The 23,407-nt window shown below is 46.0% G+C and carries 22 protein-coding genes; 8 read left to right on the top strand and 14 right to left on the bottom strand.

Annotated elements, in window-relative coordinates; translation table 11 throughout:
- Nucleotides 1-29 precede the first annotated feature (29 nt).
- The 6 genes from P3L57_RS04310 to P3L57_RS04285 all read right to left on the bottom strand — a co-directional run bounded on the left by P3L57_RS04310 (nt 30) and on the right by P3L57_RS04285 (nt 6,020).
- A complete protein-coding gene (locus P3L57_RS04310; protein ID WP_069487596.1) occupies nt 30-719 on the bottom strand; it encodes a YfjL-like protein in 690 nt (229 codons plus the stop codon).
- 2 nt (nt 720-721) lie between these two features.
- On the bottom strand, nt 722-1,201 hold the full coding sequence (locus tag P3L57_RS04305) for a DUF6884 domain-containing protein (protein WP_059291636.1): 480 nt from the start codon (nt 1,199-1,201) through the stop codon (nt 722-724).
- Between the two features lie 114 nt (nt 1,202-1,315).
- Nucleotides 1,316-1,888 (bottom strand): GNAT family N-acetyltransferase, encoded by a 573-nt coding sequence (locus P3L57_RS04300; protein ID WP_175422407.1) that lies wholly within the window; start codon nt 1,886-1,888, stop codon nt 1,316-1,318.
- A 251-nt stretch (nt 1,889-2,139) separates the two neighbouring features.
- Entirely contained in the window at nt 2,140-3,126 is a 987-nt protein-coding gene (locus P3L57_RS04295) for a tRNA dihydrouridine synthase (protein ID WP_069487598.1), read from the bottom strand.
- Nucleotides 3,127-3,642: 516 nt separating this feature from the next.
- Nucleotides 3,643-5,043 carry a 23S rRNA (uracil(1939)-C(5))-methyltransferase RlmD gene (gene rlmD / locus P3L57_RS04290; protein ID WP_069487599.1) on the bottom strand — a complete coding sequence of 467 codons (1,401 nt, stop codon included), beginning with the start codon at nt 5,041-5,043 and terminating at the stop codon, nt 3,643-3,645.
- Between the two features lie 113 nt (nt 5,044-5,156).
- The gene (locus P3L57_RS04285; protein ID WP_069487600.1) at nt 5,157-6,020 is read right to left on the bottom strand and encodes a DNA-3-methyladenine glycosylase family protein; all 864 of its coding nucleotides are present in this window, start codon (nt 6,018-6,020) and stop codon (nt 5,157-5,159) included.
- Nucleotides 6,021-6,138: 118 nt separating this feature from the next.
- Here P3L57_RS04285 and corA point away from each other — a divergent pair, with 118 nt between their 5' ends.
- On the top strand, nt 6,139-7,098 hold the full coding sequence (gene corA / locus P3L57_RS04280; protein ID WP_059291643.1) for a magnesium/cobalt transporter CorA: 960 nt from the start codon (nt 6,139-6,141) through the stop codon (nt 7,096-7,098).
- Between the two features lie 99 nt (nt 7,099-7,197).
- Nucleotides 7,198-8,061, top strand: a complete 864-nt coding sequence (locus P3L57_RS04275; protein ID WP_069487646.1) for an NAD(P)-dependent oxidoreductase — start codon at nt 7,198-7,200, stop codon at nt 8,059-8,061.
- Nucleotides 8,062-8,095: 34 nt separating this feature from the next.
- On the opposite strand, the gene pdaA is transcribed toward P3L57_RS04275, so the two are convergent.
- Both pdaA and P3L57_RS04265 read right to left on the bottom strand, forming a co-directional pair.
- The gene (pdaA, locus tag P3L57_RS04270) at nt 8,096-8,887 is read right to left on the bottom strand and encodes a delta-lactam-biosynthetic de-N-acetylase (RefSeq protein WP_069487601.1); all 792 of its coding nucleotides are present in this window, start codon (nt 8,885-8,887) and stop codon (nt 8,096-8,098) included.
- Between the two features lie 99 nt (nt 8,888-8,986).
- Nucleotides 8,987-9,172, bottom strand: a complete 186-nt coding sequence (locus P3L57_RS04265; RefSeq protein ID WP_010333401.1) for an SE1561 family protein — start codon at nt 9,170-9,172, stop codon at nt 8,987-8,989.
- Nucleotides 9,173-9,317: 145 nt separating this feature from the next.
- On the opposite strand from P3L57_RS04265, the gene yfkAB reads away from it, so the two are divergent.
- Complete coding sequence (gene yfkAB, locus P3L57_RS04260) at nt 9,318-10,439, top strand: radical SAM/CxCxxxxC motif protein YfkAB (RefSeq protein WP_059291645.1); 1,122 nt, start codon at nt 9,318-9,320, stop codon at nt 10,437-10,439.
- The gene (mscC, locus tag P3L57_RS04255; RefSeq protein ID WP_083244568.1) at nt 10,440-11,282 is read left to right on the top strand and encodes a mechanosensitive ion channel protein MscC; all 843 of its coding nucleotides are present in this window, start codon (nt 10,440-10,442) and stop codon (nt 11,280-11,282) included.
- Nucleotides 11,283-11,316: 34 nt separating this feature from the next.
- On the opposite strand, the gene P3L57_RS04250 is transcribed toward mscC, so the two are convergent.
- Entirely contained in the window at nt 11,317-12,111 is a 795-nt protein-coding gene (locus P3L57_RS04250) for a YfkD famly protein (protein WP_082687919.1), read from the bottom strand.
- Between the two features lie 70 nt (nt 12,112-12,181).
- Nucleotides 12,182-13,237, bottom strand: a complete 1,056-nt coding sequence (cax, locus tag P3L57_RS04245) for a calcium/proton exchanger (RefSeq protein WP_024120588.1) — start codon at nt 13,235-13,237, stop codon at nt 12,182-12,184.
- A 167-nt stretch (nt 13,238-13,404) separates the two neighbouring features.
- On the opposite strand from cax, the gene P3L57_RS04240 reads away from it, so the two are divergent.
- A complete protein-coding gene (locus P3L57_RS04240; RefSeq protein WP_044163643.1) occupies nt 13,405-14,580 on the top strand; it encodes an MFS transporter in 1,176 nt (391 codons plus the stop codon).
- Between the two features lie 198 nt (nt 14,581-14,778).
- Here P3L57_RS04240 and P3L57_RS04235 read toward each other — a convergent pair whose 3' ends face one another.
- From P3L57_RS04235 to P3L57_RS04225, 3 genes are read right to left on the bottom strand one after another with little or no spacing between them, the layout of a single operon-like run.
- A complete protein-coding gene (locus tag P3L57_RS04235) occupies nt 14,779-15,606 on the bottom strand; it encodes a YihY family inner membrane protein (RefSeq protein WP_044163642.1) in 828 nt (275 codons plus the stop codon).
- 23 nt (nt 15,607-15,629) lie between these two features.
- On the bottom strand, nt 15,630-15,953 hold the full coding sequence (locus tag P3L57_RS04230) for a hypothetical protein (protein WP_024120585.1): 324 nt from the start codon (nt 15,951-15,953) through the stop codon (nt 15,630-15,632).
- Between the two features lie 18 nt (nt 15,954-15,971).
- Nucleotides 15,972-16,442: a low molecular weight protein-tyrosine-phosphatase gene (locus tag P3L57_RS04225; protein ID WP_059336026.1), complete on the bottom strand. Its 471-nt coding sequence runs from the start codon at nt 16,440-16,442 to the stop codon at nt 15,972-15,974.
- A 201-nt stretch (nt 16,443-16,643) separates the two neighbouring features.
- On the opposite strand from P3L57_RS04225, the gene P3L57_RS04220 reads away from it, so the two are divergent.
- Together P3L57_RS04220 and P3L57_RS04215 are read left to right on the top strand one after the other, a co-directional pair.
- Nucleotides 16,644-16,859, top strand: coding sequence for a DUF1128 domain-containing protein (locus P3L57_RS04220; protein ID WP_044163637.1), 216 nt, complete (start codon nt 16,644-16,646; stop codon nt 16,857-16,859).
- Between the two features lie 163 nt (nt 16,860-17,022).
- The gene (locus P3L57_RS04215; RefSeq protein ID WP_059336025.1) at nt 17,023-18,219 is read left to right on the top strand and encodes an MFS transporter; all 1,197 of its coding nucleotides are present in this window, start codon (nt 17,023-17,025) and stop codon (nt 18,217-18,219) included.
- A gap of 34 nt (nt 18,220-18,253) precedes the next feature.
- On the opposite strand, the gene P3L57_RS04210 is transcribed toward P3L57_RS04215, so the two are convergent.
- Nucleotides 18,254-18,772, bottom strand: coding sequence for a type 1 glutamine amidotransferase domain-containing protein (locus P3L57_RS04210; protein WP_059336024.1), 519 nt, complete (start codon nt 18,770-18,772; stop codon nt 18,254-18,256).
- A 242-nt stretch (nt 18,773-19,014) separates the two neighbouring features.
- Between P3L57_RS04210 and P3L57_RS04205 the strand changes: the two genes are divergently transcribed.
- The gene (locus tag P3L57_RS04205; RefSeq protein WP_083244569.1) at nt 19,015-23,406 is read left to right on the top strand and encodes a multifunctional 2',3'-cyclic-nucleotide 2'-phosphodiesterase/3'-nucleotidase/5'-nucleotidase; all 4,392 of its coding nucleotides are present in this window, start codon (nt 19,015-19,017) and stop codon (nt 23,404-23,406) included.
- Nucleotide 23,407: the final 1 nt, after the last annotated feature.

Here is a 23,407-nt window from a genome sequence, read left to right as displayed (position 1 = left end):
TCGACATATTTATTTCCTCGGAAATCTTATCAACTTCCTAATGCCTCTGCATCGTTTTTCTGAATGGCGATTTCAGGAGTGAAATCAATTGAATATTTTACATAACCAAAGCCGCCGTCCCCATCCTTCTGCATGCAGTCTATCGTGCCTCTGAAATATGTATACCCTTTTTGATTAAGCGTTTTTCTGACGGTTTCCGCCATCGCCGCGGCATCTGTTTTTGTTTTTCCGCTTGCATCTAACTGAATCGTCAAACTCAGCGGCGCTCTTTCAGCCAATTGCTTGCTCCATCTTGTATCTAATGTAAACTGGGCGTTTTCAACGCTGATATCTGCTTCGGCTTTTATAAGTTGCGGAACGGCTTTTTTCAAATCCGCTTCGATTTCCTTTGATGCTTCTTGATTTAGATGTTTTGCAACAGACTCGGTATAGGCTTCTTCAATCCCATCGCAGGTTACCTTAGGATGGAGAAACCCCATCTCGCACATTTGGTAGCTTTGAGATTGGGTGTTTGCTTGAAACACATATTCCGAGGTTTTAACGTTATATACCCCATTCGTGATCTTGATTTCTTTTTGAGGATAGGTTTCTTTCACATAAGAGACAAGCTTTTGCTCTGCGGTATTTTTCGTAAATGGATCACCGAAACATACATGATAGATGAATAGTCCGCATCCGAATAATGCAATGGCAAGTAAGCCAACCACAAGTTTTTTCATGTTCACACTCTTTTCTTCATCTGCACGTTCTGCAGTTCATGCTTTTCTTCAACAGCCCGATTCAGCGCTTGAAGCATGTAACCAATGCCTTTGTACGATGACAGAGGCCAGCTGATATTCTGATGTTCTTCAATGACGGCGTTTAGGACGTTTCGGTATTTTTTCCCGCCAAGCATAACAAGCTGTTCAATGTCGGAAAAGCCTTTTTCGTGAAATTGACGGCGCAGCTCGTCCGCTGCCATAATCTCCGGGTGAGCGGTTCCAAAAGTGACATCGTAATTTTCGGGTACGACATCATCTGGGCGAAGGAATCCGTGCTTAGCCGACAATATGACCCACTCGTCGAAAAAAGCTTTCGCATATCGCTCGCACGCCTGATGAAACGGGCTGAGATAAGCGTCTTCCGCCCTTACCGGACCTGTATCTGGCCGGATGTCCCATATTTTTTTCTTGCCGCAGGGGATGATGCATAGTCGTTTCATTTTTCTCTTCCCCCTATTTCTGTTTCATATAATAGTTGAAATAACAAGCGCCCCTGTTTTATTTTCCATATCCCGGGCAGTTAGTTCCTCACATTATTGTGAAAGAGGCATTTGTTAAAATTTATTTTTATCTTTTCCCAAACCAGCTGTAAAATCTCCTTTGATCATTGAAAACATATATAAATCTTCAAATTTACCACAAGCGAATTCATAATGTCTCAACAAACCCTCTCTGCTAAAACCTTGTTTTTCTACTAGTTTTATCGATGGGATATTAGAAGGTTCAATAAGAGCTTCAACTCTTTCCAGCTGCAAGTGGTTATATCCATATTTGACAACAGCCTCTAATGCTTCACTGACGATTCCTTTTCTCCAGTAATCTTTGCTTAATTCGTACCCAACTTCAGCTCGATAATGTTTTGCAAGTCTATTAAGAAATCCACAACTTCCTATTACGACGCCAGAATCTTTAAGGGTAATTCCCCATCTGATTCCTGTACCTTCTTCATAAATGGATTTATACCACCTGATCTCTTCCCACACATCTTTAGTTGTTTCAAAGGGGTCTAACCCCATCGGCTTAACAACATCTTGATCTGAAAGATATGGTAGCATATCTTTGGCATCTTCAAAGTTTACTTCTCTTAAACGTAATCTTTTTGTTTCAATTATAGGAAATTCTTTCACCGTAAACTCCCCCTTCATTGTTTCCGCACCATCTCCTGTTATTACCATGTATTTTATCTTATCCATTTAGATAAAAAAAGATAGCAAGGACAATTCCCTGCTATCTTGATTCTTATAATACTTCAACAGCTTCTAGGCAGCATGTCTCCCTGAATATCGAGATGAAAATTTGCAGGAATAATCCGGCGCAATACCGCATTCACACCAGTTTAATGTCCCCACTTCGCTCTCACCTTGAATTGGAACACTTTTTACTTTGGCTCCGCCCCATCAAGATACTTCCTCTCAAATTCATCGAGCAATGCACGCACTTCATCTGTTGACTTTGTGTTCATGCATTGATTTCTTAATTCACTGGCCCCTCTGAATCCGCGGAGGTAAATCTTGAAAAAGCGAGGAAGAGGCTTGTATGGACGGGCTTCTAATGCTGAATATTTATCATGAAGATCCAGATGCAGCCGTAAGAGATCAAGCAATTCCTTACTGCTATGCTCTTTCGGCTCCTTTTCAAAGGCAAATGGATTTGTAAAAATACCGCGGCCAATCATAATCCCATCAACACCGTATTGTTCAGCAAGTTTCAAGCCAGTTTGACGGTCAGGAATATCCCCATTGATCGTCAACAGTGTATCTGGCGCTACCTCATCACGAAGTTTCTTAATCTCCGGGATGAGTTCCCAATGCGCATCCACTTTGCTCATTTCCGATCTTGTACGCAAATGGATAGAAAGATTCGCAATGTCTTGTTTCAGTACGTGTGTCAGCCACTCACGCCATTCGTCAACATCTGTGTAACCAAGCCTTGTCTTCACACTTACAGGCAATCCCCCTGCTTTTGCTGCTTGTATTAGTTCTGCTGCAACCTCTGGACGACAAATAAGGCCGCTTCCCTTTCCATTCCCCGCCACATTAGGTACAGGGCAGCCCATATTAATATCCAGACCCTTAAACCCTAATTCCGCCATACCAATACTCATTTGGCGAAAGTTCTCAGGCTTGTCTCCCCATATATGAGCTACCATTGGCTGTTCATCCTCTGTAAAAGTCAAACGGCCGCGCACACTGTCCTTCCCATCCGGGTGACAATAGCTCTCCGAGTTTGTAAATTCCGTAAAGAACACATCAGGTCTTCCTGCTTCACTCACTACATGGCGAAACACAACATCCGTCACATCTTCCATTGGTGCCAGTACAAAAAAAGGCCGTGGTAATTCACGCCAGAAATTATCTATCGTCATTACATTCAAATCCTTTCATTATGGGATACGGCTACACCTTTATCCCAAAATTAAAAAGCTGACCATACTTCTTTTACACTTATAGCATGCTTAAGCACTTCTTATCAAACGATAGTAAATTTTGAACATTTAAATCTTTGCTAATCACACATAAAAAGTGACAAAGTTTGGGTCAAAGGTTTAGGTACATGATTCAGGTTTCTTCTGTATGTTCCTGAAAATTTTCTTATCAATTGCTGGGGGGCTCATCACATACTTGTTTCTGCGTCCCTGTCCAAATTTGTTAAAAAAGTATTGCCAAGATACTGAATCGAGAAATTATTTGATACAGAATGGGAAGTTTACTTTTACAGTACAATTTCTGTGAAACGGTAATAAACATGATCCCCTGTTCCCCTCCATTTTCTATCTTTATAAGGATCTCTGAAAAGAGAAGAGTCAGGGCAAGGTCTGCGCATGAAAAAGACCCGGAAATCGGCAATGTTCATTCTACCGAAATCCAGATCTGATTAGGACTTAATGAGACGATTTCATTACAAGCTTCGCCACTGCTTCAACATGAGCCGTCTGCGGAAACATATCGACAGGCTGAATATATTCCACGCGATAGTCTTTCGACAGCGCCTGTAAATCCTTCGCAAGCGTGGATGGATTGCAGGAAACGTACACAAAGCGTTTCGGTTTGACTTTTTTGATCGTGTCCAGGAACGTAGTGTCACAGCCAGTTCTTGGCGGGTCGACGATGACGACGTCCGGGCGGAAACCTTCTTTCGTCCATTTCGGGAGCCAGTGCTCGGCTGTTCCTGTTACGTACGTGGCGTTTGTCATGCCGTGTTTTTTGGCGTTTTTCTTGGCATCATCAATTGATTCCTTGATGACGTCCATGCCGCGGACTTCCTTCGCTCCGTCCGCCACCCACATGCCGATGGTGCCGACGCCGCAATACGCGTCAACGACTTTTTCTTTTCCGGTCAGCTGCGCCGCTTTTTTCACTTCGTCATACAGCTTGACGGTTTGCTCCGGGTTGAGCTGGAAGAAGGCGCGGGCGCTCAGTTCAAATGAAACATCTCCGAGCACCTCTTGAATCACGGTGTGTCCGGCGAGGGGTTTTGATTTCTCACCGAAAATAACAGAGGTTTTCGCTCCGTTTACATTTTGAATAATGGATTTGACCTCAGGCAGGCGCTTTTGGATCGCGTTGACGATTTCTTCCTTATGCGGAAGCGTTTCTTTTGCTGTCACAAGCACGACCTGCACTTCGCCTGTTTCAAAGCCGACTCTCGTCACGATCGTGCGAACGTCGCCTTTTCGTTTTCTTTCATTATAAACAGACACATTGAAGTCCTCTAAAATGCGGCGGACGATGCCTGTTGTTTTATTTGTTGCCGGATGCTGGACGACGCAGTCTTTGATCGGCACGATATCATGAGAATCAAGGCCGTATAAGCCGGCGATGATGCTGCCGCTTTGTGAGCGTCCGATCTGGAATTGGCTTTTGTTGCGGTAATTCCATGGATTGTCCATGCCGACCGTTTCTCTGATATCCATGTTTTCGACTTTAAACTTCGTATGGCGCTCCAGAGACTGGATGACGATGTCGCGCTTTTCCCGAAGCTGCTGGCTGTATGCAAGATGCTGAAGCTGACATCCGCCGCACTGCTCGTAGACAGGGCAAGGCGGTGCCACCCGATGCTCTGAAGCCTTGCGAATCTTCTTGATCCGTCCCTCCGAAAACTTCGGCTGCACTTTCGTCGCTTGGACGACAACCTCTTCACCAGGAAGGGCGCCGGGCACAAAGACGACTTTTTTCTTAAAATAGCCGACACCTTCTCCGTTAATGCCGAGACGTTTAATCGTCAGCGGAAAGGTCTGTCCGACTTTCAGTTCGACGGGCGCCTTTTTGTTTTGTTGGTTCACGTTGTTCTCTCCGTTTCTATATGAAGCTTTCTGCAGATGGCAGAAAGTGAAATGGTTTTTTCACATCTTTCTAGTATAACACGTTTGCACGATTTCCTTCATTGTCAGACGAATTATTCTATACTCCTCCACAAATACAACGACGCATAGCTCAAATAAGGCTCCCACTCCTTGCTCATCGCGAGCATAACATCCTTTGCCGGTTTGTCGTCCAAATTGAAATGGCGTTTGATCGCGTTTTGCAGTCCGATATCGGCCAGCGGGAATAAATTGGGCCGTCCGAGCCCAAACATCAGTACGTTTTGTACTGTCCACGGGCCGATGCCTCTGATTTTGATCAGTTTCTTCATGATGTCTTCATCTGTCAGTTGGGGCAGCTCTGACAAATCGAGTGTGCCTTCTGCGATCATCCTTGACGTATCAATAGCGTATTCCGCTTTTCTCATGCTGAACTGGAGCTCGCGGAGATCTTGATAATCCAGCGCCGCAATCGTTTCCGGCTTCGGATAGCACCACACGCCGTCCTTCTGCTCGCCGAAGGTTTGGACAAACCGTTCTGTCAAGGTGTACGCAAAAGATAAATTCAGCTGCTGATGCACAATGCATTTCATGATACAGTTGTACACGCTGTAGTCCAATACAAGCGGCGTGCCTGCATGCTCTTCAAAAATCGCGGAAAGATTCGTTTTTGAGAAATGATCAAGGACATGCTGCAAATCATGTTCCCATTGAAAAATCCGTTTGATTTCCTTCATCATGTCTTCCTGCTCTGTTTCCCCGCTGACGAGAAACTCGGGCTCGTCCGCATGGCCTAAAGCCTGCACCTTCACAATACATACGTCACCGGCCTTATTTCTGATCGGCACTCTTATGTCCCGCGCTTTCAAATCAACTGCATTCAGAGGGTCTAACGCCAGCCTGTTGAGCACACGGTCAAAATGGTACGGCGGTGTGACCGATACTTTTTCTTTCCACATATGATCAGCCCTTTTTCCGTTTTTTGTTCAGTATACCACGCCGCTGGAAACCGGTAGAAAACACTGTATACTTTTCTGAAAAAGGCCGCATGATATAATGGCAGGTGGAGGGTTGTTTATGATCAACATTACCGCTATCACAACACAGCATCAGCTTTTGAAAAATATACCGATCGAACGGGTTGAACAGCCGGATATTGCGTGGTACTGGGTTGATTTTTACGGCCCGGAGGAAACGGAAACCGCGTTATTGAGAGATTTTTTTCATTTTCATCCGCTTGCGATTGAAGATTGCTTTCAGCATATGCAGCGCCCGAAGCTTGACCATTACGATGGCTATCGCTTTTACGTGCTTCATGCGCTGAATCAGGAAACACTTGAGACCGAGGAAGTCGATATCTTTCAAGGCGAAACATTTGTCGTCACCTTTCATTTACACGAAACGCCCGGTATCGCCAAAGTCCGGGAGCGATTATATGCTTCACCGGACATGTTTAAAAAAGGGCCGGGGCATATTTCTTACATGATCATGGATCAGCTTGTTGATGAATATTTTCCTCTGGTGTACAAAATAGAAGACCGGCTGAATGAGATTGAAGACAGCCGCAGCCACAAAACGTACGGGACGCTGATGAGCGAGGTGTTTGAGCTCAGAACTGACCTATTGCATCTCAGGCGGACCATTATTCCGATGCGTGATTTGCTGTATCGGATTTTAAGTCTTGACCATGTGAAAGAGCAGCGGGAAACAAAGGCATACTTCAGCGATATTTACGATCATTTATTAAAGCTTTCAGAAATTGTGGAATCTAACCGCGACATGACGTCCGATTTGCGTGACAGCTACGTGACACTGAATTCGAACCGGATGAATGCGATTATGATGACATTGACCATCGTGTCTACGATTTTTATCCCGCTCACGTTTATCGCCGGCGTTTACGGCATGAACTTCGACAACATGCCGGAGCTTCACTGGAAATACGGATATTTCGCTGTGCTTGGCCTGATGGCCGCTCTTGTGGCCGGCATGCTGATATGGTTTGTACATAAAGGATGGTTCAACATCTTTAAATGAGGACAGCGTGAAGCTGTTCTTTTTATTTTGGTAAGCCGATTTCCAGCATATCCTGTTCATTTTGTATATAATGAAAAAAATGTTCAGGGAGTGATCAGATTGAAAATCGCTGTGATCGGACTCGGCAATATGGGACAGCCCATTGCCCGAAACGTGCTACAAGCAGGCTATCGTTTGACAGTATACAATCGGACGAAAGAAAAGACGGAGGAATTCGCATCCCAGGGCGCCCAAGTGGCAGAAACGCCGCGCCAGGCGGCCGAGACCGCTGATATTGTCGTGACAATGCTTTCTGATGACAATTCTGTCAGCGCCGTGACATTCGGCAAAGACGGATTGATTGAAGGATTATCAGAGAATGGCATTCACATTTCGATGAGCACGATCAGTGTGGAGTTCTCAGAAAAACTCGCGGCCGCCCATGCAGAAAAAGGACAATCCTTCCTTGCGGCTCCTGTGCTGGGAAGACCGGATGCCGCCGCAAAAGCCGCGCTTCGCATTATAGCGGCAGGACCCGCGGAAGCGAAAAAAACAGCAAAACCTCTGCTCGAAAGCTTGAGTCAGCAAGTGTTTGACGTCGGCGAAGAAAGCAAAACAGCAAACGCAGCGAAAATCAGCATCAATTTCCTGCTCGTATCCATGCTGGAGGCGTTATCTGAATCATTCCTGTTGATGGAGAAATACGGACTAGAGCAAAAACAATTTTTAGAGATCGCCAACGCGCTTTTCGGTTCCCCCGTATATCAAAATTACGGAACGATCATGGCCGAGCAAACATTTGAGCCGGCGGGCTTTAAAATGTCATTAGGGTTAAAGGACACCAATCTGGCGCTCGCCGCCGCGGAGCAGGTTTCTGCAAACCTCCCTCTTGCCGAGCTGGCGAAAAGCCATTTTGAAAACGGTATTGAAAAAGGGCTTGGAAACCTAGATTGGGCCGCTTTAATAAAATGCATAGAAAAATAGAAAAAGCCTCTCCATTGCGGAGAGGCTTTCTTGCTTACAAAGACGGAAGCTTCATTTCTTTCTCAAACATCAAGTCATCAATGCTTTTAAAGGTATAGCCTTGTTTTTTCAGGTCGGTAATCGCATCGTCCAGCGCCTCGGCATTGTCCTTGGAGACAGTGTGAAGCAGGTAAATCGCACCCGGATGCGCCTGTTTGATCATGTGGTCGTAGGCGTATTTTTTTCCTTTTTGATGATTGATTTTCCAGTCGACAAAAGCGACGGACCAGAAAACGGTTTGATAGCCCATGCGTTTTGTTTCTTTCAGCACATATTCACTGAATACGCCGCGCGGCGGCCGTAAGTACAGGTTGTCCTGCTTTCCCGTGATCTTATAAACTTCCTCGTTGACTGAATCAAGCTCATCCTGAATTTGGTCAGCTGTTTTTGTCGTCAGATCCGGATGGTGAAAGGAGTGGTTGCCGATGATATGCCCTTCATCCGACATCCGTTTGATCAGCTCGGGCTGATCCTTCACGAAATGCCCGGTGACAAAAAACGTTCCTGTCACGTGATGTTTTTTTAAGACATCAAGCACCTTTGGCGTATAGCCATTTTCGTAGCCGTTATCAAATGTTAAATAAATTGTTTTTTCTTTTGTATTGCCTAAATAAAACGCGTCATATTGTTTGATCAGGCTGTTCAGCTGTTTTCCCGCATCTGGCGGCTGATGATTAACGCTTCGCTTAAAGCCCCAATTAATCGGCTCATTCGGTACCGCATCTGCCTGTTTTGCTCCTGCTACAAGCAGGACGGCGGCGCAGCATATTGCACACATCCACTTCATGGCCAGCGCTCCTTCTGCATTTTTTCTTATTTTACAGAAAGGCGCCCTGTTTTATACTAACGCTTTATGCCAATATAAAAAACCGCGGCATGCGCGGTTTTATTCCCAGTCTTTTTTAAATCGTTCATATTTGGCTTCCAGGTCATCCAGCATGCCGATGAGTCTGTCTATATCTTCAACGTCTGTTGCTTCAGGGTCTAATGAATCGATGACGTTCATAAACATGTCTAGTCTGTTCTTTAAATAATCAAGCTGCTGATCTTTATTGTTTACTGCGTTCCCCATTCTGCGCCTCCATTCATTTTTTATTATGGTAGCTCATTTTTTGCTGTTTTTCAATCGCCCCGCTACTTGCGATCTTGGCAAATCAGGTCTAAAATTAACTGTTGGCAGCGTTAGTATGCCCCATTTATAAAGGAGTTAGATAGTCATGACACAAAACACGAAGCTGCGTCCGATTACACCTGAGTTCGATCCTTGGGAAGCCTATATGGATGTCGACCAGTATGGAGATATGCAGCTGACGAACGTTGAATTTACAACGACGACACTGTGCAATATGAGATGCGAGCATTGCGCTGTAGGCTATACATTGCAGCCCAAAGACCCGAATGCTCTGCCAATAGATCTTCTGTTAAAACGGCTGGAGGAAATTCCCCGCCTCAGATCCATCAGTATTACAGGCGGAGAGCCGATGCTTTCATTAAAATCTGTAAAGGAATATGTCGTGCCGTTATTGAAATACGCCCACGAGCGCGGGGTGCGGACCCAAATCAATTCAAACCTGACTCTCGATATCGAGCGATACGAATGGATTATTCCGTATCTTGATGTGTTACATATTTCTCATAACTGGGGAACGGTTGAAGAGTTTGCGGAAATCGGTTTTGCTATGATGGACAGAAAACCGACCTTCGAACAGCGCGCGCGCTATTTTGATAAAATGATCGAAAACAGCCGCAAGCTAGTGGATGCCGGAGTGATGGTATCAGCGGAAACGATGCTGAACAAACGCACACTTCCGCACATTGAGCATATTCACCGCCAAATCACAGAAGATATGAAATGTCAGCGTCATGAAATCCATCCGATGTATCCGAGTGATTTTGCGAGCGCCCTTGAATCTCTCAGCCTGAAGGACATGAGACAGGCGATTCACCGTTTGCTGGATATTCGTGATGAAAAGACATGGATGCTGTTCGGCACACTGCCGTTTTACGCATGCAGTCCTGATGAAGAGGATCAAGAGCTGCTTCGCCGGCTTCGCACGGCGAAAAACGTGACAGTGAGAAATGACCCTGATGGCCGGTCGCGCCTGAATGTCAATATTTTTGACGGAAATATTATCGTGACCGACTTTGGCGATACACCGCCGCTCGGCAATATACAAACGGACAGCCTGCCTTCCGCCTATCAAAAGTGGAGAGAAACAAAGCTGGCCAAAGAACTGAACTGCCACTGCCCGAATGTCCGGTGCCTCGGACCAAACGTTCTCGTCAAAAACAGCTACTACCAGGATACAGATTTTTCAAAACGTCAAGCCAGGAGTTAGATGCGGATGGAAGAAACACTTACGGAGATTTTTCAGAATAAAATCGTTGATGTTCTCCTCGTCGCCGTCATTTTGTGGATCGGTGTTTTTATCATTAACCGATTGGTGCAGTTATTTTTTAAACGGACGGACTTTATTGAAGAAAGAAAAGAGAAAACCATTGAAAGCCTTGTCCGTTCTATCACCCAATATACGGCGACGATCGGTTTTATCTTTTATGTTATTTCTTTATTTGTGCATGATTTCGGCAAGATTTTAGCCGGGGCGGGCGTAGCCGGTATCGTCATCGGTTTTGGCGCCCAATCACTGATTAAGGATGTGCTGGCGGGTGTGTTTTTAATTTATGAACGCCAGCTTCATAAAGGCGATTATGTGACGGTAAATAATTTATTTAACGGCACCGTCGAAGAAATCGGCCTGCGCTCGCTGCAAATCCGTGAATGGAGCGGAAAGCTTCTCACCATCAGCAACGGCGAGGTCAGACAAATAGAAAATTATAATATTGATTTTATGCGGATTACCGAATCCTTTCTCATCAGCTTTAAAGAAGATCCAGATCGTGTATACAGTGTGCTGGAGGAAGCGTGCGACATGCTGAATGAAGAGCTTCGCGATTCACTGAAGCGGGATGAATTCGGAAACCCGACAGAGCCTTTTCAAATACACGGCATCACCGCTTTGAATAAAATCAACCGCGGGGTTGAATTTACCGTAAAGGGCATGGTGCGGGATGAAGATTATTTCAGTGCCAGCCTTGCCGCCAGACGGGTTCTCGTTCGCCAGCTGTACCAAAACAATGTGCAAATGCTTGAGGAAGCTATAAGAATCGAAAGAACCCAATAAAAAAACTGATTCCATAATGGAATCAGTTTTTTGTTTATCTTGGCTGTGAGGAAAGCTGGAAGCTAAACGTGACATGGTCTTGAACCGGAATCCACGCGCCGATTCCCTGTGACGTGACATTTTTCACTACAAGTTTTCGTTTATTGCCCTTGAGCACTAAATAGACTTCTCCGTAAGTCACTTTCCCTTTTTCATTCACAGCCGGAGCATATGCGTTTAAATAACCGAGTTTTTTCGGAGCGACTTTATAAATTTGATCTCGTTTTGTTCCCGCTCCGATGACCGTTTCAAATGCTAGCGGAAGATTTGTTTTTTTCATCGCCTTCAGCATCATCATGCTTTTGACATCTTCCGTGTTTGGAACTTTTGCTGTCAGGCCGCCCGTTACTCTATATTGCTGCTCTTGGTCATAATGCATTTCAGCCGTTTGTTTTCCGCCGCGGTTATCCGCGCGGTTTGTATTGATTTTTTTATACTCCCAGTTGGCGACTGTTTCATTCGATTCATATCCAAGCGCCCATTTCCCGAGAAATATTGTGGCTCGGTAGCCGACCGCAAGCGGTGTGCCAGAGACCGTAGACTCGTTCAGCATTTTGATGAGGTGCGGATTTTCGATCTGTACCTCTGATGAACTCAGCAGTTCCTTAGCCAGCTTGCTCGGCTGAAGCATCGGCTGATCCTGTGAAGCATTCGGATACGTGTTTTCCTTCGAAATGCTTGCTACAGAATTCGGCACCTTAAACTGCTTCTTCGCGTGGATGGGCTGAACGCCGAAAAAACTAAAGAATAACAACACAATAAGTGTGGAATGAAATAGCTTTTTCATCATATCACTCTTTCTATCGCATTTTCCCTTAGTCTTTTCATCCCGCTTTGTTGTTATCCATCATTTTTTCAGGTTAAAGAAGGAAAAAGCCGATCGCCATAATGACATAAGCCGCTAGCAGCGTGGCACCTTCAAACCAGTTGGAATCACCATCATTCGAAATGGCAATCATCAAGAGAACGGAAGATACCATCGCGACAAGCTCCGGCAGTGTAAACACAAGCGGCATGCTTACCGGGAAAAAGATAGAGCAGATCACGAGAACCGGCGCAACAAACATGGCAATCTGCAAAGTGGAGCCGACAGCGATCTCCACCGCAATATCCATTTTATTTTTATAGGCCATAATGATGGCAGACGCGTGTTCCGCCGCATTACCGACAATCGCAACGATGATGACCCCGATAAACAGCTCGCTCCAGCCGAACTGTTCAGCAACCGAGTGGAATGTGTGCACCAGATTTTCGGAAATGTACGCCACGACAATTGTTGCCGCAAACAAAACAATCGTGGCAACCTTCCCTGACCATTCCGGCTGCTCCTCTTCCTCAGGCTGGACAGCATTGTTCGGCTGATATACACCGCGGTGCGTGACAAGCTTAAAGTACAGAGCCGCCACATATAACAGAATCAAAATGATGCTGATACCGATGCTTAAATTAAGCTTGCTTGTATCCCCCATTCCAACCGAAAATACCTCAGGAATTACGAAAGCCACAATAATGGCGAAAATCAAAAGCCCGGAATTATGGCGTGCATCATGGATATTAAACTCCTGCCGCTTGTATTTTAAACCGCCGACAAAAAACGATAACCCCGCAACCAGCAGGAGATTTCCCAGCACTGAACCTGTTAAAGAGGCAAGCACGATTCCTGTAAGGCCTTCCTTTAATGCAAATAGCGAAATAATCAGCTCAACCGCATTCCCGAAGGTGGCGTTCAACAGACCGCCGATCCGCGGCCCGGCAATAATGGACAGCGATTCTGTCGCTCTTCCCATATAGCTTGCCAGAGCAATAATTGTTACACAATAGACTGCAAAGAGAATGGCAGAAGGCCAATGCATCAAACTGCCGATAACAGAAAGCGGAACACCAGCCGCCACTAATATAAAAAAGATACGATTCATAGTGAATTGACTCCTTTAGTATGACTTGTTTTATTTTTATTCTTCACAAAAATCATCATGATTACACGAGGTCAAATGTTTGCGCGCGATATAGGCTTTTTTCAGGTTGCCGCCTTTTGGAAATCGGTGTACGATCAACATAGATCTCACAAAGGAGAACAGACACGATGTCACGAATGCATTTTTCTATTCTGGTTTTGCTCGTTTCCATATCCGGGTTTTCACAGGGCATGCTGCTCCCCGTCATCTCGATTATCTTTGAAACAAATGGTGAATCAGCGGCGATGAACGGCCTGCATGCGACCGGGCTGTACATCGGAGTGCTATTGGCTTCTCCGTTTATGGAGGCTCCGCTTAGAAAACTGGGCTTCAAACCGCTGATCGTCATTGGCGGAAGCATCGTCATTTTAAGCTTGTTCGGGTTCATTTGGCTTCAGTCGGTTTGGGTGTGGTTCCTGCTTCGTCTTTTCATTGGGATCGGCGACCATATGCTTCACTTTTCTACGCAAACGTGGGTGACCTCCATGTCGTCAAAGCAAAACCGCGGGAGAAATCTTTCCATTTACGGACTCTCCTTTGGTCTTGGTTTTGCTGCGGGCCCGTTTATGGTCCCGTTTGTTAAGCTGAGTCCGGCACTGCCTTTTATCGTGTCAGGCTGCATCAGTTTGCTTGCGTGGCTCTTTGTTTTCTTGCTACAAAATGCATACCCGGAAACCAGCCCTCACGAAACCAAATCAGACAATAGTTTCAGACGCTTTTACCAGGCTATGCTGTTTGCATGGGTTGCGTTTATGCCTACGTTCGGGTACGGATTTCTGGAGACTGCATTAAACGGCAGCTTTCCTGTGTATGCGCTGCGTCTGGGTTTATCTGTGGACGCCGTCGCTTTGATTCTTCCTGCATTTGCGATCGGAAGCATTATTTTTCAATTCCCGCTCGGCATTCTCAGCGATAAATACGGAAGACGGAATGTGCTGCTTGTGATTTTGCTGACGGGGGCCTTTTGCTTTCTCATCGCAGGCGTGTTCCCTTTTCCTTACGTGATCGGCTGCTGCTTCTTTATTGCGGGCATGGCAGTCGGGTCAACCTTTACACTCGGCATCAGCTTTATGACAGACCTTCTTCCGTCCCACCTGCTTCCGGCGGGGAATTTGCTATGCGGCATTTCATTCAGTCTCGGCAGCATTTTCGGGCCGATTGCAGGCGGCTGGTATATGCAAACCTTCGAAAGTGCTAACTTGTTTTATTTGATTACCCTCATTCTAGCCGCTGTCTGGCTCGCTATCGCTTTAGGCAAACCGAAAAGCTGGCCAGCGGCTGAGACCTATTCTTCCTCTTCATAAGAAAAAGCCTCCTGACACAAAGTCAGGAGGCTTTTGTTCTAATGATAGCCGTTTTGTCCGTTGGCACTTCCGCTTGTTTTATGACTCGATTTGCTCTTTGAGTTCTGTTTGTTATGGCTTCCGCCTTTTTTCGTATGCTTTGTCATCACGTTTTGCCCCCCGGATCATTTTTGAACTGAAGTTCCTTTATAGGGTGCGCTAATTGTAGGGATTTTCATCAGGAAGCTTTTTACGTTTATGTAAAAGCGCGTTGATTTCTCCCCCTAAAATAATTAAAATCCCGCTTAAGTAAAACCAGATCATCAGGACGATGATCCCCCCAATGCTTCCGTATGTGGCGCTATAGTTCGCAAATGTACTGACGTAAAACGAAAACAGGGTGCTGACGACAATCCAGCCGATGGCCGCAAACAGCGCACCCGGCATTACAAAGCGAAGCGACAGCTTTTTGTTAGGCGCGATGACGTACAAAGCGGAAAAAACAATCAGTAGCACAAGCGGGCTGACTCCCCAGCGGATCGCCGTCCAGATGGATAAAAACAGGTCCGAAGCGCCGACAAAGTCCGCAGCAAGCATTCCGATCTGCCGGCCGAATACCGGCAGAAGCAAGGCAACTAAAATGGTAAACACCATGGCGATCGTCAGAAAAATTGAGGTTAGACGTACAATGATAAAAGAGCGGTTTTCCTCCACTTCATACGCGTGGTTTAACGATCTGACGATGGCATTCATTCCATTAGACGCAGACCATAACGCCGCGATGATCCCGAATGACAGCAATCCGCCGTTTCGGTCATTTAATGTTTGGTGGGTAATGGATTCAACGAGGGACATCGCACTTCCGGGAGCGTATTGTTTTATAACCCCCAGCACGTCATCTGTAGAAATCGGAAGATACGCGGTGAGCGTCAGCATAAAAATCAAAAACGGGAACAGCGATAACAGAAAAAAATACGCCAGCTCCGCAGATTTGCTTTGCCCCTCATGAAGGGTGTATCTGCCGAACAGCTCTTTCAGAAAGTTCATGTCGTCTCACCTCGAATGTTTAATCATTTATCTTTTGTAAAATGTTCCTTTGTTTCCTGTACCAGCTCCATCACTTTCGGCGTTGTTTTCTTCAGCTCTTTGACTTGCTGATTAACGAAGCCGACTTCATCTGACAGCGTCTGGGCCAGCTGTTTGGCTTCATCAATTTTTGTAATGACATTGTTTTTCAATAGTTCAGGATTGTTTTTGTACAGAGACATTTTATGCTTGCACGTCATCCATCTCATGCCGCAGGCCTGTCTCGTCGGCTTATGGAGCAAGGATAGCGCCGCGCCTGCCGCAGCTCCGAGAATGACACCTTTCAGCAACCAGCGTTCATTGTTCATGATGAACTCTCCTTTCCCTCACAATTGTTTTTCTTCTTGAATGGATGCAAGCAGATGCTCACAGCCTGATCTGATCAATTGATAGACCACGTCAAAGTTCCCAGTGTAGTAAGGGTCGGGAACGTCCGCAAGATCTGAATCATCAACGTAGTCAAGCAGCCTCTTGATCTGTGCGGCTTTTTTTAAACCCGCCATGCTTCTCAGGCTTCCGATATTTTCTGCATCCATCGCAATGATGTAATCAAAATCGGTTAAATCCTGTTCGCGCACCTGGCGCGCCAGCATGCCTTCAAAGCTGATCCCTTCTCTGTGCAATATCTCCTGCGTTCCTTCATGCGGAGGATTGCCGACGTGCCAGCCGCCGATGCCGGCTGAGTCTGTTCTGATTTTCCCCTCTAATCCTTTTTTCGCTGCCAAGTCCCGAAATATCGCTTCCGCCATCGGAGACCGGCAAATGTTTCCCAAGCAAACAAATAACACGCTGATCATGTTGTGCAACCTCCCTATTCTTTGCCCATATTTCTCTAAAAAGAAACCTTTACCGCTATCTTAGTAGGATGTTCAATCACTTTTCAACTGATGTCACCACTTTTTTGAAATAAATGGCCGAAATGAGAATAGGGTTTTTTTCTGATGGAATTCTGTTAGAATAAAACATACCAAATGACGCGAAAGAAAGGATGGAATCATTTGTCCAGCCAAAATACAGAAACATTAACTCAAATGATTGAAGAGATTTCACAAAAACTGAACATGCTGAATGTCGGGGTTATCAAAGCGGAAGACTTCAGCGACGAAAAAATAGAGGACCTCACCTACCTTCATAAAATGGTGATGAAAAAAGCAGCATTCAGCCCGAGCGAAATGCAGGCGATCGCTCAAGAACTTGCATCACTTCGAAAATAATGGGGCTTGCCGGCATCCGGCAAGTCTTTTTTATTATTGATGAAGATGATTCTTTTTGCTTTCGTTTATTAGGGAGCCGGAAAGACGCGGCAGCAAGGCGCCGGGCTTCCTGAGGCCGGCGAATACAGCAAATGGCCGAATAAGATTTTGAAGGAGTACTAGAATGAAAACGAAATACGTCAAAACAGCAACCGGAATGTACATCAACTACTTCTTGCTCGGAATGGTCAATATCATTCTCGCATCCAACATGTCCTCCTTAACGAAGCAGTGGAATACCGACCCGACAGGCATCAGTTATGTGATTGCGGCTATCGGATTCGGCAAGCTGCTGACATACGGAATATCTGGCGTTTTATCAGATAAAATAGGCAGAAAACCGCTCATTGTGGCTTCCGCCGGATTGATGGCTGTCTTTTTAATCGGTATTCCATTATCACCGAGTTATGAACTTGCGTTTGTGTTTGCTTTATTAGCCGGAGTCGCAAATTCGGCCATGGACGCAGGAACATATCCGGCTTTAACGGAGCTCTTCCCAACTGCTCCCAGCTCGGCGAATGTCTTGGTAAAAGCTTTTATGTCTCTCGGGGCCGCTCTTTTGCCGCTCCTGATTACAGTTTTGGCAGACCATAGCCTATTCTACGGATATGCATTTTATTTGCCGGCAGCTGTCTATGTGCTGAACATCCTCTGCTTATCAGCGGTTTCGCTGCCAAAAAAACAGAAACAGCCCATCAGCACCGGGCAACAGGGATCTCCTGCTTTCTTATCTGAACCCGACATGAAGAAAGAAGGCGCCGCGCTGATTATCATTGGTTTTACATCAACGGCTTTATTCACAGTATCTCAAATCTGGCTTCCAAGCTTCGCCCAAAAGGCTGCAGGGTTAGCTGAATCAGCTTCCGTACAATTGCTGAGCTACTATAGTATAGGCGCTTTGGTATCTGTTTTATTATTAGCCCTTCTGCTGAACAGATGGGTAAAACCGGTGATGATTACGCTGCTGTATCCGATTATTACATTATGTACGCTTGCCGTTATGCTGACAGTTCACGTCCCAGTTGTACTGGACATCACAGCCTTTTTCTTAGGATTTTCAACCGCAGGTGTGTTTCAAATTACCATTACATTAATGACAGAGCTTTTCTGGAACCGCAAAGGCACCGTCACCGGAATTGTTGCGACAGCTTCAAGTATTGCCTCGATTCTGCTGCCGATCGCCACCGGGCTCATCGCAAAAGCGGGAGGCATAGCCCATATCTTTATGTTCGACTTCGGCATTGCCGTCATCGGAACAGCTTCTGCTGCTTTTTTGTATTACAGATACAATAAACTGACCGCACGTTCCAAGCTATCATGAAAAAACGGACGTCCCCGCAGGGCGTCCGTTTTTGTTATTTTTCAAGCAGTGCCAAAGATTCGCGGTTAAATGCAGGAATGTCATCCGGCGTGCGGCTGGTGACCAATTGATTTTGGCAAACCACGACTTCCTGATCAACGACATCTGCCCCCGCGTATTCCATATCTACACGAATGGACGTATAACCTGTCGCTTTTCTGCCTTCCAGCGCTTTAGCAGTAATCAGCAGCTGCGGGCCGTGACAAATCGCAAATACCGGCTTTTTGTCCGTCATAAACGCTTTTGTAAACTGGACGAAACGCTCATCGGCACGAAGCTGGTCAGGTGAAAAACCTCCCGGAATTAATAGCGCGTCAAAGTCGGAAGGGTTTACGTCATCAATGGACGCATCGACTGTGACTTGCGCATTTCCCTGCTTGCCTTTTACGGTTTTCCCTTTTTCATTTTCGATAACGGTCAGCTCATGCCCCGCTTCTTTAAATGCTTTTGCTGGTTCAGTATACTCGCTGTCTTCGAAATAATCTGTCAGCACAACTGCGATTTTTTTACCCATGATTGATAACCTCCCCCTTAATATGTCTACATAAAACACTCTACCCCAGCCACAATATAATAAACATTTTGCAGAGCCGACAAACGATAAGCATAATGACCCAATTCACATCACCCAAAGATGATACATAATACTTATTTTTCTCCCTTTTACAATAATCATAAAGAAACATCTACAAATGCTTACAAAATATTCTTACAATAGAACCAGTAACACAAATTTCGTTGAAAGGTGGAGAACTGGTGAGAATACAGAAAAGACGAAAAGACGTCAGTAACATTCTCCGTATTCTGCTGCCCCCAATTATGATACTTAGCCTAATCCTCCCAACACCGCCCGTTCATGCAGAAGAAAACACGGCTCCTCAAGTGAATCTCAGTATTTTGGCTACAACTGATATTCATGCCAACATGATGGATTACGATTACTACAGCGACAAAGAAACGACAGAATTCGGGCTTGCCAGAACGGCGCAGCTGATCCAAAAGCACCGCCAGGAGAACCCAAACACCTTGCTCTTGGATAACGGTGACTTGATTCAGGGAAATCCGCTGGGCGAATACGCAGTGAAATACGAAAAAAACAACATTATCTCCGGCGCGAAACCCCACCCAATTATCAGCGTCATGAACGCGCTGAAGTATGACGCAGGAACACTTGGCAATCATGAATTCAATTACGGGCTCGACTTTCTTGACGGCACGATAAAAGGAGCCGATTTCCCGATTGTAAACGCCAATGTGAAAACAACTGGCGGCGAACACCGTTATACGCCGTATGTAATTAACGAGAAAACAGTCACAGATGAAAACGGAAACGAACAGAAGATCAAGGTAGGGTACATAGGTTTTGTCCCGCCGCAAATCATGACCTGGGACAAAAAGAATCTCGAAGGACAGGTTCAGGTGCAGGATATCGTCGAATCTGCCAATGAAACGATTCCGAAAATGAAGGCAGAAGGCGCGGATGTCATTATTGCCCTTGCCCACACTGGTATTGAAAAGCAGGCGCAATCGTCAGGTGCAGAAAACGCCGTTTTTGACCTGGCCACGAAAACAAAGGGCATTGATGCGATTGTCTCGGGCCATCAGCACGGACTCTTCCCTTCCGCAGAATATGCGGGTGCCGCTCAGTTCGATGTTGAAAAAGGAACCATTAACGGCATTCCGGTCGTCATGCCAAGCAGCTGGGGCAAATACTTAGGCGTCATTGACCTCAAGCTTGAAAAAACAGACGGCTCGTGGAAGGTCGAAGATTCCAAGGGCAGCATCGAATCAATTTCCGGCAGCGTCACATCCAGAAACGAAGCCGTCACAAAAGCCATTCAGCAAACACATCAAAACACGCTGGAATATGTCAGAAAGCCTGTCGGAAAAACAGAAGCCGACATTAACAGCTTCTTTGCACAAGTCAAGGACGACCCTTCTATTCAAATTGTGACAGATGCGCAAAAATGGTACGCGGAAAATGAAATGAAGGATACCGAGTATAAGGATCTTCCAATTTTGTCTGCAGGCGCGCCGTTTAAAGCCGGCGGCAGAAACGGTGCCAATTACTATACAAACATTCCGGCCGGGGATCTTGCGATTAAAAACGTCGGAGACTTGTATCTGTACGATAATACCCTCCAGATCGTGAAGCTGACCGGCAGCGAGGTGAAGGACTGGCTCGACATGTCAGCTGGACAATTTAATCATATCGATCCGTCAAAAGGCGGCGACCAGGCCTTGCTGAATGAGAATTTCCGCTCCTACAACTTTGACGTGATTGACGGCGTCACCTATCAGGTCGATGTCACAAAACCGGCCAAATACAACGAAAATGGAAAAGTGATCAACGCGGATTCAAGCCGGATCATCAACCTTTCCTATGAAGGCAAACCGATCAGCCCGAGCCAGGAATTTCTCGTAGTCACGAATAATTACCGCGCCTCCGGCGGCGGCGGTTTTCCTCATCTGACGAGTGATAAGATTGTCCACGGCTCCGCAGTTGAAAACAGACAGGTACTGATGGATTACATTATTGAACAGAAAACATTAAACCCAAAGGCCGATAACAACTGGTCGATTGCACCGGTTTCCGGCACAAATTTGACGTTTGAATCTTCGCTTTTAGCCAAGCCTTTTGCGGACAAAGCCGATGATGTCGCTTATGTGAGACATTCTTCAAATGAAGGCTATGGCGTGTACAAGCTTCAATTTGACGACGATTCAGATACCGATCCTCCTGAAGGCGGATTATGGGATCTTACCGTCATGCATACAAATGATACGCACGCTCACCTTGATGACGCAGCCAGACGAATGACGAAAATCAACGAAGTAAGAAACGAAACAGACCACAACATCCTGCTTGACGCGGGAGATGTGTTTTCCGGCGACCTGTATTTCACGAAATGGAACGGTTTAGCCGACCTGAAACTGATGAACATGATGGGTTATGACGCCATGACCTTCGGAAACCACGAATTTGATAAAGGTCCGTCCGTTCTTTCTGATTTTCTCAGCGGGAACAGCACAACTGTCGATCCGGCGAATCGCTATCACTTTGAAGCGCCTGATTTCCCAATCGTCAGCGCGAACGTGGATGTATCAAATGAACCTAAGCTAAAATCATATGTCAAAAAGCCGCAGACCTTTACTGCGGGAGAAAAGAAAGAGCCGGGCATCCATCCGTACATTCTGTTAGACGTTGACGGTGAGAAAGTGGCCGTGTTCGGACTGACAACAGAAGACACAGCCACAACATCAAGCCCGGGCAAAAGCATTGTATTTAACGATGCATTTAAAACTGCGCAGAACACCGTGAAAACGATTCAGGAAGAAGAAAAAGTAAACAAAATTATCGCGCTCACCCACATTGGGCATAACCGCGATCTTGAGCTAGCCAAAAAAGTGAAAGGCATTGACTTGATCATCGGCGGACACACCCACACTCTCGTGGACAAAATGGAAGTCGTGGAAAACGACGAACCGACGATCGTGGCACAGGCAAAAGAATACGGCCAATTCTTGGGGCGCGTTGATGTCGCGTTTGATGAAAACGGGGTGGTGCAAACAGACAAATCAAATCTGAGCGTGCTGCCAATTGATGAACATACGGAAGAAAACGCGGAAGCAAAAAAAGAGCTCGATCAGTTCAAAAGTGAATTAGAAGACGTGAAAAATGAAGAAGTCGGCTATACGGATGTGGCGCTTGACGGCCAGCGTGAGCATGTGCGCACGAAGGAAACGAACCTCGGAAACTTCATCGCGGACGGTATGCTGGCAAAAGCGAAAGAAGCAGCCGGCGCCAACATTGCGATTACAAATGGCGGCGGCATCAGAGCAGGCATTGACAAAGGCAAGATCACACTTGGCGAAGTACTGAACGTAATGCCGTTCGGCAATACGCTTTACGTGGCCGATTTGACCGGAAAACAAATTAAAGAAGCCCTTGAACAAGGCCTAAGCAATGTGGAAAATGGCGGCGGCGCTTTCCCTCAGGTGGCCGGAATCGAATATACCTTTACATTAAACAACGAACCTGGACACCGTGTGTTAGACGTGAAAATTGAATCGCCTAACGGAGACAAAGTTGCTATAAATACGGATGATACCTACCGCGTGGCAACAAATCATTTTGTCGGTGCCGGAGGAGACGGATATTCTGTCTTTACAGAAGCCTCCCATGGTGAAGACCTTGGCTACGTTGATTATGAGATTTTCACCGAACAGCTGAAAAAACTAGGAAACAAGGTCTCTCCTAAAGTTGAAGGACGGATCAAAGAAGTATTCCTGCCGACAAAGCAGAAGGACGGCAGCTGGACACTCGACGAAGACAAATTTGCGATTTATGCCAAAAACGCCAACAAGCCGTTTGTCTATTATGAAACGTCTGAAGGATCACAAGAGAAACCAATCAATCTAAAAATGAAAAAAGACCAGGTCAAGCTATTGAAGGATAGAGAATTAGATCCTTCCCTGACGGTGTTCAACTACTGGTACAGCATGAAGCTTCCAATGGCGAATATCAAAACCGCGAACACTGAAATCGGAATCAAATCTAAGGGAGAATTAAACGTCTCCCTATCAAATGTATATGACTTTACAGTGAAGCAAAAAGGAAAAGAAATAAAATCATTCAAGGAGCCCGTTCAGCTTTCGCTTCGCATGTTTGATATTGAAGAAGCCCATAACCCTGCCATTTATCATGTCGACAGGAAAAAGAAAGCTTTCACAAAGACAGATAACGGATCAGTTGACGATGATATGGTGACAGGATACACAAACCACTTCAGCGAATACACGATCTTAAATTCCGGTGCTCACGATAAACCGCCGGCGTTCCCGTCCGATCAGCCGACAGGCGGCGGTGATGATGGCAAGAATGGCGGAGGGCCCGACAATCCAGGCGGAAAGCAGCCAACTGACGGAAACGGAGGAAATGATACGCCTCCCGGCACTCAACCGACTAACGGCTCTGGAGGAAACGGTTCGGGCGGATCAGGAACAGACGGTCCGGCTGGCGGCCTCCTTCCGGACACAGCCACATCCATATACTCGATCCTGTTGGCCGGATTTCTGATCAGCGCACTCGGTACGGCAATGTACTTACATCAGAGGAGAAAACAGAATAGAGCGAATCAGGCATAAA

The sequence above is a fragment of the Bacillus sp. B28 genome (assembly GCF_029536185.1).
Taxonomy (GTDB): Bacteria; Bacillota; Bacilli; order Bacillales; family Bacillaceae; genus Bacillus; species Bacillus halotolerans.
Note: the sequence above shows the minus strand (reverse complement) of the source record. Positions and strands in the feature narration are given on the sequence as shown.

Coding starts and splice junctions, on each gene's coding strand:
- P3L57_RS04225 (WP_059336026.1), bottom strand. CDS start 16,442: ATGATCAGCGTGTTATTTGTTTGCTTGGGAAACATTTGCCGGTCTCCG.
- pdaA (WP_069487601.1), bottom strand. CDS start 8,887: ATGAAGTGGATGTGTGCAATATGCTGCGCCGCCGTCCTGCTTGTAGCA.
- P3L57_RS04295 (WP_069487598.1), bottom strand. CDS start 3,126: ATGACGATAGATAATTTCTGGCGTGAATTACCACGGCCTTTTTTTGTA.
- P3L57_RS04265 (WP_010333401.1), bottom strand. CDS start 9,172: ATGGGGAACGCAGTAAACAATAAAGATCAGCAGCTTGATTATTTAAAG.
- mscC (WP_083244568.1), top strand. CDS start 10,440: ATGCGGATGGAAGAAACACTTACGGAGATTTTTCAGAATAAAATCGTT.
- P3L57_RS04215 (WP_059336025.1), top strand. CDS start 17,023: ATGAAAACGAAATACGTCAAAACAGCAACCGGAATGTACATCAACTAC.
- P3L57_RS04240 (WP_044163643.1), top strand. CDS start 13,405: ATGTCACGAATGCATTTTTCTATTCTGGTTTTGCTCGTTTCCATATCC.
- P3L57_RS04250 (WP_082687919.1), bottom strand. CDS start 12,111: ATGATGAAAAAGCTATTTCATTCCACACTTATTGTGTTGTTATTCTTT.
- P3L57_RS04230 (WP_024120585.1), bottom strand. CDS start 15,953: ATGAACAATGAACGCTGGTTGCTGAAAGGTGTCATTCTCGGAGCTGCG.
- P3L57_RS04310 (WP_069487596.1), bottom strand. CDS start 719: ATGAAAAAACTTGTGGTTGGCTTACTTGCCATTGCATTATTCGGATGC.
- P3L57_RS04285 (WP_069487600.1), bottom strand. CDS start 6,020: ATGTGGAAAGAAAAAGTATCGGTCACACCGCCGTACCATTTTGACCGT.
- P3L57_RS04210 (WP_059336024.1), bottom strand. CDS start 18,772: ATGGGTAAAAAAATCGCAGTTGTGCTGACAGATTATTTCGAAGACAGC.
- yfkAB (WP_059291645.1), top strand. CDS start 9,318: ATGACACAAAACACGAAGCTGCGTCCGATTACACCTGAGTTCGATCCT.
- P3L57_RS04235 (WP_044163642.1), bottom strand. CDS start 15,606: ATGAACTTTCTGAAAGAGCTGTTCGGCAGATACACCCTTCATGAGGGG.
- corA (WP_059291643.1), top strand. CDS start 6,139: ATGATCAACATTACCGCTATCACAACACAGCATCAGCTTTTGAAAAAT.
- cax (WP_024120588.1), bottom strand. CDS start 13,237: ATGAATCGTATCTTTTTTATATTAGTGGCGGCTGGTGTTCCGCTTTCT.
- P3L57_RS04305 (WP_059291636.1), bottom strand. CDS start 1,201: ATGAAACGACTATGCATCATCCCCTGCGGCAAGAAAAAAATATGGGAC.